Here is a 16,491-nt window from a genome sequence, read left to right as displayed (position 1 = left end):
AACCCCTTTCCATTAGTTTCTAATTGGCTCTCTCTTTTTGACCGTTTGGCTTTCACTATCCGCTTTTAACATTTCGTCTAACACTTCTTTAAATAGTTTTTCCGTTTCCTCTGAAGGTTCTTGTCCTTTTACTTCCTTATAGAAAGCTTGAAATAGATCAAAGTCACTCAAACTACTACGATCGACATATTCCCTTTCTTCATTTGGAAAGAGTCCAGAAGAGACATTCTTTCTTTCTACGTGCATCGCATTCGGATAAACGGAGCGTACTTTTTCCATTGGGGATAATACCGGAGCTGTGTCTAGTAAACGTACGAATACATAATCTTCATTCACCGGATGTTTTAGTAAATCTTCCATCGTTGCTTCCACCGTACGAATATCCCTTCTTGGAGTTAAAAGACGCTTATCAAGACTTACGTTCCCATCTTTATCCATATCAACCACTAAGAAGCCTTTTTTATGATTTTCTTCTGAAATCGAATATTTTAAAATCGATCCGGAATAACGAACCGTTTCATCCATTACGTAGTGCGCTTGGTGTAAGTGGCCTAAAGCTGTATAATGAAAAGCTTTAAAATGGTGAGCATCTACATATTCCGCACCACCTATAGATAGGGGTCTTTCTGATTCACTTGTATTCTCTTGTTCTTCTCCAAATGGTGTAACAAAAGCATGTCCAACATACACATGACGTACATTAGGGTCTAATGAATCGTTCATATGCTCGATAGTCTTCCTTGTTGCATCATCATGACTTCGTATTTCATCGTCCTCAAGAATTGTTCGTACGACACTTGGGTCACAATATGGAACAAGATGGAAATGTACCTCCCCATGCTCATCATTCAAAACAACTGGAGTGAAGTCGTTTGTATAGTTACCAATGATATGAAATCCTTTTTCCTTCATGATACTACTGCCGAAATTCAATCTACCTGGACTATCATGATTACCCGCAACAGCAAGGACAGGGGTATTAAGCTTTATTACAATCGTTTCAAGAACTTCATCCAATAAATGGACAGCTTCAGTTGGAGGTACAGCACGATCATATAAGTCACCTGCAATGATAACCACATCGGGCTTTTCCTCTTCTACCGCTTCAACGAACTGCTTTAATACAAAACGCTGATCATCCGTCATATACACCCCTTGAACTAATTTTCCAAGATGCCAATCTGCCGTATGAAAAAACTTCATTATTATCCATGCTCCCTTCTATTCTCATTTAACATATATTTCATTCATTTTTTTAGTTTTATATTTTCATTAATATAGAAGACTCCTATCAGTAGGGTTTTTCCTTCATCCCCTACTAATGGTTAGTCGCACTTATCGGACCTTTTCAGGCAGTTGATCTGCCACCTACTCCTTTGTTTCCCCAGAAGCTTGAGGTAGGATAAACTATAAATCCTTCGTTCTATTATACCATTTTTCAAATTGAAATTAGATTAGTATAGCCTGGTTTTAAAAATGCTAGGATGAGTTTAGCTATTTTGGAATTCCCGTTTAATCCTGTATGATATGGGTATACGTTTAAATACAATTGGAGGTTATCATCGTGACTCAGACATTACAATTTGAAGCGGCTTGGGACAAAACGATAGCAAATAAAGACAGAGAAAAAATAAAGCAGGAATTTATAAGGGTAAAAGAGAATCTTTCAAAGGAAGAAAAAATACAATTTACCACTTTGGGACATGCAATCAATCATAAAGGGGAATTACTAGTAACGGTTCTCGTTCATAATACCTCCAATTCGGATTTCACTTTTCACCATGACACGATTCAGTATCATGCAAATGGTGAATTAATTGCCGGGCATATCTTCACCATTCCTAGATTAGTTATTGAAAAAGAAACAAGTATACCTTGGACATTTATTTTTCCTAAACAACAAATATTAAAAAAAGAAATTCCTTCAAATGGGGTAATACTAATAAATAAGACTTCCATCAGTGGAGGATTTCCTTCATCCACCACTGATAGATAGTATACGGACAATTGATCTCCCACCTACCTTCTTTGTTTCCCCAGAAGCTTGAGGTGGGATAAAATAATGAACGTTTTTTTCGACTCATATTATAAATGTCTTTTAATAACAATAAGAATATATTATATCGCTTTTGAACGGGGTTGATTGAAATGAATAAGGAATCGGAAAATCAAATAAAAGATGAATTAGCTGAAAGGCAGAGATTGGAAGACGTCATTCAGGTTATTAAAAAGAAAAAAATAGCACTGAAGGAGAAAGCCTCGGGTCTAAGAGAGAGTATTATCGATCTTAGAAAGGATTTTTGGGATGATGTTACGGTAAACCTAGACGAACCAGACGATATAATTGAAACACAAGCTAGTTTAAAACAGCAAGCTGAATTTTTAGCTGAACGTGAACGGTCACATGGAAATATAGATCATGAGAGAAAAACATTAGATTCGTTACAAGACTCACCTTATTTTGGCAGAATTGACTTTAAGGAAAACCAGACAAAGGAAGAGGAAAAAATCTACATTGGTAAGGCTTCTCTGATGGATGAAAAGGATGAGAATTTTCTCGTATATGATTGGCGTGCACCTATATCAAGCATGTATTATGACTACGCTCCAGGACCTGCTCAATATGAATCGACGGAAGATACCATAAATGGTGAAATAACATTAAAAAGGCAATATATTATTAGGCAAGGTCAGATGAAAGGTATGTTTGACACCGGCCTCACAATCGGAGATACCCTACTTCAGCATGCTCTTGGTAATAATGCTAACACAAAAATGCAAAGCATCGTTGCAACGATCCAAAAGGAACAAAATAAAATTATTCGTAACGAACGGAGTAATCTTTTAATTGTGCAAGGAGTGGCTGGAAGTGGAAAAACGTCAGCCGCATTACAGCGCGTAGCCTATTTAATGTATCGTTTTCGTGAAGAGTTAAATGCAAATGACCTTCTCCTTCTTTCACCAAATCCACTATTCTCAAGTTATATCATCAATGTACTTCCGGAATTAGGAGAGACAAATATTGGCCAATCTACCTTCTTACAATTTTTAAGAAAAAGGATTGAAAAAAACATTGAAATTGAATCTCCTTTTGAACAAATCGAGTACACCCTTACAGAACGACATAAGGATAAAAACGATATACGAGTTATAAATATGGACTATAAATCAAGCTTATATTTTAAACAGATGATTGATTCCTATATTTCTTATTTAAACCATACTGGAATTCTTTTTAAAAACATTAAATTTAGAAACGAAATTATCCTATCAAAAGAGGAAATTACTCGATATTTTTATGCACTTGATTCTAGCATTTCTATTCCAAATAAATTGGAACTTGTTTCTAAATGGCTTTTAAAGGAAATTCGTCATATCCAACAAAAGGAAGTTTCTGAAGACTGGGTTTTGGAAGAAATGCAATTATTAGACAAAGAAGATTACCAGAAGGCATTCACTTATAGTCAGGATATGTATGGTGATGAAGATGACCCGCTTCAAGAAGAAATGTTTTTGCGTAAAGAAGTGATTCAGCGGGCATTTGCCCCAATTAAAAAACAAATTAAACGATTGAAGTTTGTCCATGTGCTTGCCACGTACAGGAACCTTTTTGAAAAATGGGAACCAAATCTAAAACCAAAGAATTGGGAAACAATCGCTACATTTACTGTAAAACATTTAAACAAGCGCTATTTAACGTGGGAAGATGCTACACCATATGTATATTTCAAAGGAAAAATTCTTGGACACGATGCAGACCGTTCTATACGTCATTTATTTATTGACGAGGCACAGGATTATTCTGCTTTCCAATTTGCATTTATAAGACATATTTTCCCTTATACGAGAATGACACTTCTAGGCGATGTTAACCAGGGAATATACGCTCATACGACAAGTGAAAATCCTCTTATCCCGGATGCGGTGGAAAGTAACCATGAACGAATTACCTTAACAAAAAGTTATCGATCAACAAAAGAAATTGTAGAATTCTCAAAACACTTTGCTCCCGGTCATTCCATTATTGAACCTTTTGAACGGGAAGGAAAAAAACCTACCCTGCTTCAAACTGAAAATAACTTAGTTCAAACATTGTTATTGGAAATTGAAAAACTACGTAGATATGGTCATGAAACCATCGCACTAATTTGTAAAACAATGGAGGAAACAAATCAGATTTATGAATTACTACGGAAAGAAATTGATTTATATCCAATTAATGAAGAAACTTTTTCTTTTGAAAAAGGCATTTTGGTACTTCCTGTCTATTTAGCAAAAGGGATTGAATTTGATGCAGTTATTATTCCAGATGCATCAAGTAATCAATACAATCGGGAATCTGAGCGAGCGTTATTCTATACAGCATGCACTAGGGCCATGCATGATTTAACAATGGTCTCACCAGGGGAACCTTGCTTGTTTATTAAAGAAGCGGATAACGATACGTTTAAGGTGGGATAGTCTCCCACCTTTTTATTTACCAACAGATGAGCCCTTTACAAAAATCATAAAGTATGTTTTATTCATAATAGAAGAAAAATTGCATATCCGAAAGTTAGCACTAGGGGAGCTACGGTGTGTGGCTGAGAAGAGAAATCTGACCCTTATTACCCGATCTAGATAATACTAGCGTGGGGAAGTGCGGTTCACTGTATGATTCAATGAAACTTAAATACATACATGTAAACTGCATTCCCATACGGAGTGCAGTTTTTTTATTATTATTTTAGGAGGAGATTTTATGAGCAACTATTGTGGGACAAGTAGAATTGCAGGATGTCAGTTTAGTCTACATCCGATGAGTGACCGGTTTGTAGATATTATTCTATCAACACTGGAAGAGGTCGATACATCAAAAGTATGGAAGAATACAGATGATGTGAGCACATGTATTCGGGGGAAAATGGTTCATGTTTTTGATGTAACAAAGGCCATTTTCCTTCATGCAGCAAAAACGGGAGAGCATGTTGCTATGAACGGAACCTTTTCTATTGGTTGCCCGGGGGATTCAGATGCCGATGTGTACATGGATGAAACAGATACCCCGTTGAACGAAGAAAAGGTGAAGTCCATCTCCCAAGTCGCTGGTTGTAAATTTTCTCTTTATCCGTTAGGAAGAGAAGATTATATGGATAAAATCTATGAACAAATCGATTTATCCAAACACCGTAACGTTAAAGTAATATCTACCCATTATGCTACAAGATTGGATGGAGATGTGCATAATCTCTTTCAAGCATTATATGAATCTTTTAAACTTATTCAGGATCAAGTTTCTCATGTTACGATGACATTTAGTCTTTCTGCGAATAGTCCAACGAATCAAGCATAAGGAGTTTGTAAAATGACAAATCAGTGGAAATTAAAAGAAATAGTTCTTATGTCCATATTAGGTGTCGTATTTGGGATTATATATTTAGCCTTTTTCTTAGTTGGTCAGGTTATCCAAAATATTCTTGCCCCATTTGGTCTAGCTCCATTTGGTTATGAGATTATTTTTGGAATATGGTTTATTGTTTCTATCGTGGCGGCTTACATATTGCGTAAACCAGGAGTTGCCTTTACCGCAGAAGTAATTGCAGGAATTACCGAAGTGTTACTAGGAACTACTGCAGGACCGGGACTTATTCTTTCTGCTGCGGTCCAAGGTGCAGGTGCAGAACTCGCATTTGCTTTGACAAAATGGAAAGATTATCGATTACGCGTGTTAATATTTTCCGGTATGTCCGCAGCGCTGATTAGTTTTGTATGGCACCTATTTTACGCTGGAAACATTACATTAACACCATGGTTACTTGTTGCTACATTAGTTGTGCGTGTAATCAGCGGAGCACTCCTTGCAGGGGTTCTAGGGAAATGGATAAGTGATCAACTTGCAAAAACAGATGTACTACGTGGATATGCATTAGGAAAGGAGCTGCAAAAACGACGTGAAACAGGAGCAGCGTAGACCTCTACTTCTTATCGAAAACTTTTCATTTGACTATGAAAGCTTAGACCAACCAATAATTAATAGAATCCAATTTTCGTTGAATAAAAATGAGACGACTATTCTTATGGGGTCTAGCGGTTCTGGGAAAAGCAGCCTCGCCCTTTGTTTAAATGGATTGTACCCTGATGCCGTTGAAGGTGTTTCTTCCGGTGAAATCTATTATCGTGGAAAAAACATACGTGATTTCAAAAAAGGAGAATTAAATCAGGAAATCGGGATTGTTTTTCAGGATCCTGAAAGCCAATTTTGTATGATTACAATAGAAGATGAACTCGCGTTCACGTTGGAAAACATTAAGACCCCTCCTTCCGAGATGGCTCGGCGCATCTCGGAGGTATTAAAATTAGTCGGAATGGATGGGTTACAGAATAGAAAAATTCATGAGTTATCAGGTGGACAAAAGCAGAAGATCGCCCTAGCATCTGTTCTTCTGCTTGAACCTAATATGTTAATTTTAGATGAGCCTACAGCAAATTTGGACCCTGTTTCTAGTCTTGAGTTTATTCAGTTAATTAAATGTGTTCAGGAAAAACATCAATTAGCCGTTCTTATTATTGAGCATCAAGCAGATGATTGGCTAGATATCGTAGACAGAGTCCTTGTGATGGGAAGAAGTGGCGAACTGATTGCGGATGGAAATGTGAATTCTATCTTTATGGAAAAGAAAACATTATTGGAGCAAGAAGGCGTATTTTTACCAAAACGATTTTCCAATACTGCTGATTCCTTTCGCAACTTCAACCATCGTATCCTCCCTTCAGAAGATGTGATTTTAACTGTAAAAGACATGAGTTTCTATCGAAAGAAACAAATCATTTTGAATGAAATAAATTTAAACATACGGAGCGGGGAATTCATCGCAATTATTGGAGAAAACGGAGCTGGTAAGTCTACACTACTACAATTAATGGCTGGATTATTAACCCCATTTAAAGGAAATATTTACTTTTTCGATAAACCAATGGAACATTGGGACCAAAAAGAACTTAGAAAACGAATGGGATACGTTTTTCAAAATCCAGAACATCAATTTATTACGGACACCGTGTTGGAGGAGTTAACATTTGGCTTGAAATTAAATGGATATTCGGAGAAAAAAATAAATTCTACAGCAACCAAACTTATGAGGGAATTTCACCTAGAAAAACATCGATTTAGTAATCCTTTCTCCTTAAGCGGTGGACAAAAACGACGTTTAAGTGTTGCAACAATGGTGGATGAGACACCAGATATTTTATTTTTTGATGAGCCAACGTTTGGTCAAGATGCTCGAACAACAAGGGAATTCATGAACATGATTGAACGACTAAGAGAAAGTGGGACAACCATTGTCTTTGTTACCCATGATATGGACATTGTGGATATAACAAATCGCGCAATTGTATTACACAAACAGAACATTGTCTATAATGGCGAACCTGAAAAGCTCTGGCAACAGGAAAAGATTTTGAAAAAAGCAAGATTACGCTTGCCTTATCGAATCCGAAACAATCATGAAGAAGGTGCTGTTTAATGATCTCGTCTATTAATCCATCTATAAAGGCAATAGCGGTATTAATACCAGGCATTTTACTTAGTTTTACTTTTGATGTATTTACACCACTTTCCTATTTTATATTTATTCTATTCGTAACCTTTACTATGGGGGATATCTCGGTTATAAAATGGCTCAAATTCTTCAGTCCGTTCTTTCTCGTTGCATTAAGCTTTGCTTGGATGACGATTCTTTATACAAATCAAACCTTTTCCTATGGAGAAGTTATGTTTACATTATGGAGGTTTGAAATAACTACTGGCAGTATACTTACAGGGACTAGTCTCGCACTTCGGTCTCTTTGCTTTGTGGCATTGTCTCTATTATTCGCTTTAACAACGGATTCCACTAAATTTATGCTTAGCCTTATGCAACAATGTAAAGTACCACCTAAAATCACATATGGTATTTTAGCTGGATATCGGTTTTTACCTTTATTTCAACAGGAATTACAGATATTAAGACAGGCACATCGCATCCGTGGTGTAGGAAGAACAAAAGGGTTAAAAGGAAAAATAAATCAATTCCGTAGATATGCAATTCCGCTACTAGCTAATGGGATTCGCAAGGCGGAACGAGTAGCTATTGCTATGGAATCAAAGGGGTTTACTGGAGATACAGATCGTACCCACTATCATCAGATGACCATCGAAAAAAAAGACTGGATCTTTTTTTCCTTTATTGTCGGGGGATTTATTATAATAGTTGTATTTTCGTATAATTTGGGGTATCTAAATATATTCGGAAAAAAGGTTTAGGAAATGGCTGGGACATTACTAAATTGCTATTCATAAAGCCGAATATTTTCTAATTTAATGAACAATATAATAAAAAAACAAACTATTAGGAAACTTTAAATTAGAATTTCAGGTGAAAGTTCGGTTTTTTCATGACTGAAATACTTTTGTCCCAGCTCCTTCTGTTTTCCAAGCACTTTTATAAAGAAGACTTCCAGCAGAAAGGGGGATCCTTCATCCCCTACTGATGGTTAGTCACACTTATCAGACCTTTACGGACAATAACACTCCCACCTACCTGAGGTGGGATAAAGAAAACTTGAGGAGACTAGGCTTTTTCACGATCTTCTTTTGTAGGCCCCATCACACCGGGAACCGGTAGACCGGCCTGGCGAAGTAACACAGTCATTTGTCCACGATGATGTGTTTGATGATCAATGAAAAGTCTTAATACTGCACCCCTTGGAGATGTGTGTCCATGCATTTCGACTTCTTCGGCAAATTTCTCATCGGTCATATTTTCTTTTACTTCATGTTCAACCGCTAAAGCAACCTTTTTATATGCCTCCACAATTTCACTAGCTTTATGAGGAACAGCTTGAGGATCTCCTGTCTCAACGTTTAACCCAACTAACCCTAAGAAATACGCAGGAGCTGTTGCTAAATGCCAGCCTAACCATCCTAATGTACTATGACCTTCGACAATAGCCTGTCCTAATGTATCATCTGTTAATGATTCAAGAACTTGAATGGTACCATGAGATGCATGTGACCAATCTAATAAAAAGTCTTCCACTTTTCTATACATAACGATTACTCCTTCATCTTGTTAAAATTCTTTTGTAATTCTATTATACTAGAGCTACTACAAACAATTCCAATTGTTGAATCCATTTTTTTGCACTATATTATTTTTCTATATAATAATGCCATATTCCATTTTTCATTTCTTTTGATACTCTTCCACTTATCTCAAGATAATCAAGATGACCGATGATTTCGGACATTACCAAAGAAAATTGACTATGATAGCTTTTCTTATAAAACTTCCTTGCGATTTCGTCTCCAGTTGTTGTCCCTTCTTCTATTACTTTTCTTATTTTTTCTGCTTTAAGCTCAATACCATCTATTCTCTTCCTTATTAATGAACTGGGATTTTGAATGATATTTCCATGTCCTGAATAGATTCGTTCTATATCCAACTTTTGAACCTTTTCAAGGGATTGTTTATGTTGAAGTAGTGTCGGGAGTTTTTTTCCATTAAAATCAGGCTCCACAAGAGCATTACTTGAGATATGTTCGATCATTAAATCGCCTGCTATCATTTCTTTGTTTTCTAAACTGTGTAATGCAATTTGGTCTGGCGCATGCCCTGGAACTTCTATAACATCAAAATGAAGATGTTTAGCACCTATTGGAATAATTTCAGACTCGACTTGCTGATTGCTATTTCTTTCAATAGACTTTTTCAAAAAGGAAATTTGTTTATCTCCTGCGTCTCCACAACCCATTTCTTCATATAATTTCGCATAAAAGTCTACTCTCATCTCTAAAAAACGAGGATCTCTTTTCAATCGTGGAATAGCATCCTTATGCGCATATACAGGAATTGGATGCTTTCTAGTAATTGGATTTACTAGCCCGACATGATCATAATGATTGTGGGTTAAAATAATTTCTGTTAAGTCACCTGTAGAAAAGCCATTTTCCTGTAATGTAAGTTCTAATGCTTTGTAAGACTCTTTATTATTAAATCCGGCATCGACCAAGCTTAATGATTGCTCTGTTTTCACTATATAAAAATTTACTGTTTTCAAATTGGCTGGAGCATCCACCATGATAGGAAATATATTATGTACTTCTTTCATTTTTTAAAACCCCCCTCCTTTTCCTATATGTTTAAATTTCTACACGTTCCGTTTGAATTCCTTCCAATTTATAACTTATCGCATCAATCGTCCATAAAATAAAGTATCTTAAAAACATAAAACCCCTTTTGGTCAAAGGGGATAGGCGATAATTATTGGCGTTTTTTCGTCTTTTTATTATTATACTTTTCATTTGCTGTTAATGGTTCATTGGCAAATTCATGATCAAATTCCTTAGATAAATTTTTTCTCACTCTTTGCTCATCGCTAAAACTATTTTGTTTATTTTTATTAGCCATCCAAAACACCTCCCAAGAGATATTATGGCTAAAATACCTTTTATCATACTTGGTGAATCATTCTCGCCTCTCGATTCGCTGGGACTGACTTAGTATTTTCCCTATAGGATGATATGTTAATCAAAATTCCTAAAGAAACCATTGTAATAACTAAGGAAGACCCACCATAACTAATGAAAGGTAATGTTACGCCAGTTATTGGAAGTAGTCCAGAAACAGCTCCTAAATTTATACATGCTTGAGCTATAATTTGAAAGGTAATTCCAATTGCAAGTAATTTGGCAAACCTATCCTTACATTCTCTTGCAATCTGTACACCACGGAACATAATGAAAATATATGCACTAATAACTATAATCAATCCCAAAACACCTAGTTCCTCAATAATTACTGCCATAATAAAGTCAGTATGGGCTTCTGGTAGGAATCCTAACTTCTGAATACTATTACCTAAACCATTTCCCATTACTCCCCCTGTCCCAATAGCAATATAACCATTTACTAACTGATACCCTTCACCGAAAGGATCTGCAAAAGGATCAATAAATGAGACTATTCTTTGCATACGATAGGAAGAAGTAATGGAAAAATAAATGATACCTGCCAGCCCGACAGTTCCAAGCATGAATAAATGTCTTTTCTTTACTCCTGAACATATGACAATCGTTAAACAAGCAAGTAAAATAAGTCCCGCGGATCCTAGATCAGGTTGTTTTAAGATTAAAAGAAAAATAATCCCTAATATAATTAAAGGCGGCAAAACCCCATTTTTAAATTGATTAATCGTCTCTTGCTTTTTAGCGTAAAAAGAAGCAAAATACATGATCATAAATAATTTGATTAATTCTGTAGGCTGAAGCAAAATGGGGCCTAATTGAATCCATCGTTGAGAATAATTTCTCTCCGTTCCCAGTCCAGGTATTAACACCATTACTAGCATTACGATTGATACCATTACTAATAATGGACTTAGTTTACTATAGATACGATAGGGTACAAAGGTGGCAATTATAAAGAAAAATAATCCAATGATGAACCATTTCAATTGTTTTGTAAAAAAATATGTAGGGTTATCATAATGGATATAAGCAACGGCATAACTACTACTGTATACCATCATTAATCCAAAACCCGTTAAAAGTAAAGTAATTATTATTAATGAGTAATCAAATTGTTTTATTTTTCGGATTAACATGGATTTCATTGGTAGTTTCCTTTCTCCTGAACAATACTTTCACTAAACATATAATTGTTGAATTGTAACTGTACACTAATATTTGAAATTAACTTCATTGCGTTAAGAGCAAGTGCATACTTCTCAAATAATTCATCATATGCTTTTCCCACATGTTATTTGTTTTCGCCCTTCTAACTTTTCATATTTAATTGCTGGTAAACGGTTTGAACGACAAGTGCATCATCCAAGTAGCCGATTGGAAATAGATAATCAGGAAGTAAATCGGTTGTAACAATAAAATAGAGTAGAGCACCACCCATTAACCCGATTTGAAATGAAGTTCCATTTTCCTCTATAAATCTATGATACATCCATTTCAAATTTTCAATAAACGGACCAATTCCGCCTGTTTTTTTTAGTTTTTCATTAAATTGATTAAATATAGTATTTTTCCCTTCATCTGTCTGACTATAAATTTTATAGTTAACTATTTCCTGTTCCATTTTTTCCAATGTGAAATTTTCATGATACAGGTTAGAAGATTCTATTAATTGTTGGATTTTTTCTAATGCAACTTGAATATCTGCAGCTTTTTCTTTCTTCGTCGCCATATTATAACCGGCGGCTTTTATTAAAGTAGGGAGTTCTATATCTAGCCCCATAGAAAACTTCTCCAAATGTTTTAAGTTAATTTTACGTTTCCCGTTCATAATTTTAGAAATGGTAGCATGATCTATACCGCATAGCTTACTCAATTTTCTTATCGATAAATTTCTTTCTTGTAAAATTTTCGATAAAAACACTCCAAATCTTTCATGATTAAAATCTTCCAAATCAATCATACCTTTCCAAATCCATTATGTTTCCATTACCATACCAAATTGGTTCCACTACGTCAACATTGGTTTCAACGGATTAAATAAAGAAGACTTCCATCAGTTGGTTTTTTTCTCTCATCCCCTACAGATAGTTAGTCGCACTTATTGGACCTTTACGGGCGGTTGATCTCCCACCTACCTTCTTTGTTCTCCAAAAGCTTGAGGTGGGAAAAATCAAGGCATATAAAAAAGAACAAGCGAATAAGCTTGTTCTTTCCCACTTAAAATTAATACCCTACTGCTTTTCTTTCCTCATGACTCGTTATCACTTTATAAAGAGCAGCACGTTCCGTATCGTTTAAAGGTACTAATGGTAATCTCACACCGCCAACTTGTACACCTATATGATTTAATGCTTCTTTCACTGGTGTTGGGTTTGGTGAAGTGAATAATGCTTTCATTAATGGTAAAAGCTGACGATGAAGAGATGCTGCATAAGCTACATCGCCGTCTTTAAAACGAGTTACCATTTCTTGCATTTCATTACCAATTACATGAGACGCAACAGACACTACACCAGCTCCACCTAAAGACAATGTCGGTAAAGTCATACTATCGTCACCAGTATAAACGCTGAAATTGTCTGGAACATCTGTAATAATTTTAGATACATTATCTAAATCTCCACTTGCCTCTTTAATAGATACAATATTTTCAATTTGAGCCAAGCGAATAACCGTTGATGGCTCCATATTTACAACGCTTCGTCCAGGGATATTGTATAGCATAATTGGAAGCTTTGTGCTTTCTGCAATAGCACGAAAATGCTGATACATACCTTCTTGTGATGGTTTATTATAATAAGGAACTACAAGCATAATTCCGTTTACACCAAGTTCCGTAGCTTCTTTCGTTAGCTCAATGGATGCGCTAGTATTATTTGAACCTGTTCCAGCAATAACAGGTACTCTCCCTTCTACCACTTCCATTACAAACTTAAATAAATCAAGTTTTTCCTTATGAGTTAATGTGGGGGATTCACCTGTTGTTCCAGCTACAACTAACCCATCAGAACCATTTTCAATTAAGTGATTTACTAAAGTTCTTGTTGCTTCATAATCGATTTCTCCATTTTGATTGAATGGAGTCACCATTGCCGTTAATACATTACCAAAATTCATAAACTTCACACCCTCTTTTTTATTTTTCGGCCGTACGAGTGTGGAGGACTCATTTAAAAAGCAACAACGAATTCTTAGAGAGCTCGTTGTTGCTAGAACATTTTTAGTAAAAGTTCTTAGCTAGATAGCCCCCCATATAGTCCCCTATATGACAGTTCTGTACTTCTTCAATACAGACCCAACGTTGGGATAATGAGAATCCCTCCGCTTCGGCAAATTCCCCTTTCCTTATGTTTCGTCAGATCTCATTCTCCTCTACATAAGTACTGATGGTCTTTGCACCTCTACCTTACTTTAATAAGTATAAAATAAGAGTTTATTTAATTATTACTACCAATGTATCAAATAACCACATATAAAACAAGCATAATTTAGAGTTCTTCATTTAATATTGCATGCGTTTATTTTTTATTTAAAAAAGGGCCTGCCAATTTGTCGGCTAGACGCGGAAACATATTATATAAATTACTTCCTATATTCATCCAATAAGGAATATTTAGCTCCCTTTTTGGTCGCTCCATTAAATATACAATTTTTTCAGCGACCGTGTCCGCTTGCAACATATATTTTTTCACATTTTTTACATAAGTTCCGGATTGATCCGCACTTTCAAAAAAGTTGGTTTCGATTGGCCCAGGGTTTACAGCAGATACATGAATATTTGTTTTCCTAAGTTCAAGCCTTAACGAATTGGTAAAACCGAGAACGGCATGTTTTGTAGCTGCGTATCCACTTGTTTTTGGCGTCGCTAGTTTACCTGCCTGAGACGCTATATTGACGATATGGCCCATGTTGCGTTCAATCATACTAGGAATTACTTGTTTTGTACAATTCATTAATCCAATGACATTAACATGAAACATCTTTTCCAAATCATCTAAATTAGCCTCATGAAAAGCATCAAAAACACCAAATCCAGCATTATTTATTAACACATCGATGTTCCCAATATCTTTAATTATTTCAACAAATACCCTTTCTACTGCATCCCTATCACTAACATCAAGTTTAAAATAGTAAGGTTGTACCGAAGTTTCTTTTTTAATTTTCTCAGAGATTGTTTTTAATTTCACCTCAGATCTTGCCAATAAAATGGGATGCGCTCCTTTTTCAGCTACCTTTATAGCGAGTTTTTCTCCAATACCTGATGACGCCCCTGTAATCACTATTATTTTATCTTTTAATCTATTCATACCTCACCCCAAGACTTGCAAATCCATTTTTCTTAATCATACCAAATAAATCAAAATAAATGCCCAGGAAATATTTTAAAAAAAGAAAAAACCACAAACCCGTCCGTGGTTTTCTCACCTTATCATATTAATAACAAAAACTTTTATTTTTCTTCAAAATGATATTCAGGCTCTTCCTTTCCTAACTCCACTTTCATATTATATTCATCTAAAAACCAAGCGTCTTTTTCATTAATATAGAAAGTAATACCTTCTACTTCTGTTTTTATAGCAATTTTTCCATTTTCTCCAACTGATAATCCTAGAAAGAAATTCGAATGCACAGTAGGAATACCGCCATATATTTTTAAATAAAATTGAACCAATTCCCCTTTTTCTAATCCCATTTCATCTATGAACCATTTTGCTGCATCTTTAGATACTTGTAATGCCATTAAAGCCACTCCGTTCTATTTATAATGTCTTTTATATTTTTTGATTTTCTAATTTAATCCGTGCTATTTACAATAAACTAAATTGTTTCTCAAAGCAAAAAGGACGCTTTTATTTAGCGGGAAGGAAACCACCAGATTTTATTTAATTTTCTCAAATTCCTGAACCATCATTTCATAATTCATTGCTCCTAGGGCTACTTTCCTTATCACTCCATCAGAATCAATAAGATAAGAAGTTGGATAAGCATTTACTTTATACATTTGTTCTACCTTTCCCTTTTCATCCTTTAAAATCGGGAAAGTCAAACCAAGCTCATCAACAAATTTCTGTACATCATCAACACTCTTTTCAGTTGATGTTAAATTAACTGCCAAAATTTTAACATCTTCATCGTTATCAAATTTCTGTATGTCTGGCATTTCTGCACGGCATGGTGGACACCACGTAGCCCAAAAATTAACAAATACCTTATTTCCACGATAATCAGATAATTTCACCGTTTCTCCGTTTAACGTTGTCAATTCGATATCTGGAGCCATATCTCCTACAGATGTACCGACTTCCGTTGAATCACGATTTATAACAAAGTCATAAACAGCCCATCCTAGCATCCCTACAATAATAATTACCAATATAATTTTTTTCATTTAATCCCCCCTGAAACCGTACTTATGTAAAATCATTCAATGTTTTCTTTTTTTATATAACTAGAATGATTCCAGGAAACCGTGGATGTATGGGATATCCAAAGATTACGTTTTAATTTTGTATGGTCGAAAAAACAAGTAATCCTAGAGATCATCCTATTAATATTATAACTAAAAAAAGGAAGTTATTTACTTGGTCATGTGTCAAAAGAAGGACAATAATTAACAAGCCTAGCACTAAACTATACCTAAAATAAAAAGAGTTATTTGTCCAAATTAATTTTATAAAGAAGACTTCCATCCGTTTAAGTGGGATAAATAACACCATCTTTTTTCTTCTTATAATTCTCTTTTAATATAACATAACCATATCTTAATATTTAACAAACTTGCATTTATTGAGTTCGTATTTCTATAAAGAAGACTTCCAGCAGTGGGATTCCTTCATCCCCGAATAATGGTTAGTCGATTTATCGGATCTTTCTTTATGGAACAAAAAAACATCTAGGTGGATTATCCTAGATGTTTTTTATTTGCCTGGCGGCGTCCTACTCTCGCAGGGGGAACCCCCAACTACCATCGGCGCTGGAGAGCTTAACTTCTGTGTTCG

Annotated in this window: 16 protein-coding genes, 1 rRNA gene and 2 riboswitches; of the genes, 6 read left to right on the top strand and 11 right to left on the bottom strand. The window is 35.3% G+C overall.

Annotated features, from left to right (window positions below; genetic code table 11):
- Window positions 1-12 precede the first annotated feature (12 nt).
- Complete coding sequence (locus KM885_RS14635) at window positions 13-1,203, bottom strand: exonuclease SbcCD subunit D (RefSeq protein WP_145524080.1); 1,191 nt, start codon at window positions 1,201-1,203, stop codon at window positions 13-15.
- Between the two features lie 361 nt (window positions 1,204-1,564).
- Here KM885_RS14635 and KM885_RS14630 point away from each other — a divergent pair, with 361 nt between their 5' ends.
- The 6 genes from KM885_RS14630 (at window position 1,565) to KM885_RS14605 (ending at window position 8,284) form a co-directional block, all read left to right on the top strand.
- On the top strand, window positions 1,565-1,996 hold the full coding sequence (locus tag KM885_RS14630; RefSeq protein WP_047185759.1) for an SLAP domain-containing protein: 432 nt from the start codon (window positions 1,565-1,567) through the stop codon (window positions 1,994-1,996).
- 152 nt (window positions 1,997-2,148) lie between these two features.
- Complete coding sequence (gene helD, locus KM885_RS14625; protein WP_204798560.1) at window positions 2,149-4,461, top strand: RNA polymerase recycling motor HelD; 2,313 nt, start codon at window positions 2,149-2,151, stop codon at window positions 4,459-4,461.
- Window positions 4,462-4,553: 92 nt separating this feature from the next.
- Window positions 4,554-4,655: riboswitch (TPP riboswitch) on the top strand.
- An 86-nt stretch (window positions 4,656-4,741) separates the two neighbouring features.
- On the top strand, window positions 4,742-5,332 hold the full coding sequence (locus KM885_RS14620) for a YkoF family thiamine/hydroxymethylpyrimidine-binding protein (RefSeq protein WP_047185757.1): 591 nt from the start codon (window positions 4,742-4,744) through the stop codon (window positions 5,330-5,332).
- Window positions 5,333-5,344: 12 nt separating this feature from the next.
- The gene (locus KM885_RS14615; RefSeq protein WP_204798559.1) at window positions 5,345-5,950 is read left to right on the top strand and encodes an ECF transporter S component; all 606 of its coding nucleotides are present in this window, start codon (window positions 5,345-5,347) and stop codon (window positions 5,948-5,950) included.
- Window positions 5,931-7,505 (top strand): energy-coupling factor transporter ATPase, encoded by a 1,575-nt coding sequence (locus tag KM885_RS18200; protein ID WP_204798558.1) that lies wholly within the window; start codon window positions 5,931-5,933, stop codon window positions 7,503-7,505. Before KM885_RS14615 ends, KM885_RS18200 begins: the two co-directional genes overlap by 20 nt.
- Entirely contained in the window at window positions 7,505-8,284 is a 780-nt protein-coding gene (locus KM885_RS14605; RefSeq protein WP_216884186.1) for an energy-coupling factor transporter transmembrane component T family protein, read from the top strand. Before KM885_RS18200 ends, KM885_RS14605 begins: the two co-directional genes overlap by 1 nt.
- A gap of 307 nt (window positions 8,285-8,591) precedes the next feature.
- On the opposite strand, the gene KM885_RS14600 is transcribed toward KM885_RS14605, so the two are convergent.
- From KM885_RS14600 to rrf, 10 genes are all read right to left on the bottom strand, one after another.
- Complete coding sequence (locus KM885_RS14600) at window positions 8,592-9,071, bottom strand: DinB family protein (protein ID WP_047185748.1); 480 nt, start codon at window positions 9,069-9,071, stop codon at window positions 8,592-8,594.
- Window positions 9,072-9,171: 100 nt separating this feature from the next.
- Window positions 9,172-10,131, bottom strand: coding sequence for an MBL fold metallo-hydrolase (locus KM885_RS14595; RefSeq protein WP_047185747.1), 960 nt, complete (start codon window positions 10,129-10,131; stop codon window positions 9,172-9,174).
- Between the two features lie 152 nt (window positions 10,132-10,283).
- Window positions 10,284-10,430 carry a small acid-soluble spore protein O gene (sspO, locus tag KM885_RS14590; protein ID WP_047185746.1) on the bottom strand — a complete coding sequence of 49 codons (147 nt, stop codon included), beginning with the start codon at window positions 10,428-10,430 and terminating at the stop codon, window positions 10,284-10,286.
- Between the two features lie 43 nt (window positions 10,431-10,473).
- A complete protein-coding gene (gene ftsW / locus KM885_RS14585) occupies window positions 10,474-11,625 on the bottom strand; it encodes a putative lipid II flippase FtsW (protein ID WP_047185775.1) in 1,152 nt (383 codons plus the stop codon).
- A 173-nt stretch (window positions 11,626-11,798) separates the two neighbouring features.
- Complete coding sequence (locus KM885_RS14580; RefSeq protein WP_216884185.1) at window positions 11,799-12,449, bottom strand: helix-turn-helix domain-containing protein; 651 nt, start codon at window positions 12,447-12,449, stop codon at window positions 11,799-11,801.
- 263 nt (window positions 12,450-12,712) lie between these two features.
- On the bottom strand, window positions 12,713-13,606 hold the full coding sequence (gene dapA / locus KM885_RS14575) for a 4-hydroxy-tetrahydrodipicolinate synthase (protein WP_216884184.1): 894 nt from the start codon (window positions 13,604-13,606) through the stop codon (window positions 12,713-12,715).
- Between the two features lie 117 nt (window positions 13,607-13,723).
- A riboswitch (Lysine riboswitch) is annotated at window positions 13,724-13,901 on the bottom strand.
- Between the two features lie 106 nt (window positions 13,902-14,007).
- Window positions 14,008-14,799 (bottom strand): SDR family NAD(P)-dependent oxidoreductase, encoded by a 792-nt coding sequence (locus tag KM885_RS14570; RefSeq protein WP_047185744.1) that lies wholly within the window; start codon window positions 14,797-14,799, stop codon window positions 14,008-14,010.
- Between the two features lie 143 nt (window positions 14,800-14,942).
- Entirely contained in the window at window positions 14,943-15,233 is a 291-nt protein-coding gene (locus KM885_RS14565; RefSeq protein ID WP_047185743.1) for a HesB/YadR/YfhF family protein, read from the bottom strand.
- A gap of 138 nt (window positions 15,234-15,371) precedes the next feature.
- The gene (locus KM885_RS14560) at window positions 15,372-15,881 is read right to left on the bottom strand and encodes a peroxiredoxin family protein (protein ID WP_047185742.1); all 510 of its coding nucleotides are present in this window, start codon (window positions 15,879-15,881) and stop codon (window positions 15,372-15,374) included.
- A gap of 535 nt (window positions 15,882-16,416) precedes the next feature.
- Window positions 16,417-16,491: ribosomal RNA gene (rrf, locus tag KM885_RS18335) — 5S ribosomal RNA — on the bottom strand; the annotation flags it as partial.

The organism is Oceanobacillus caeni, from assembly GCF_019037185.1.
Lineage (GTDB): Bacteria > Bacillota > Bacilli > Bacillales > Amphibacillaceae > Oceanobacillus > Oceanobacillus caeni.
This window is presented reverse-complemented; position numbering and strand designations above follow the sequence as displayed.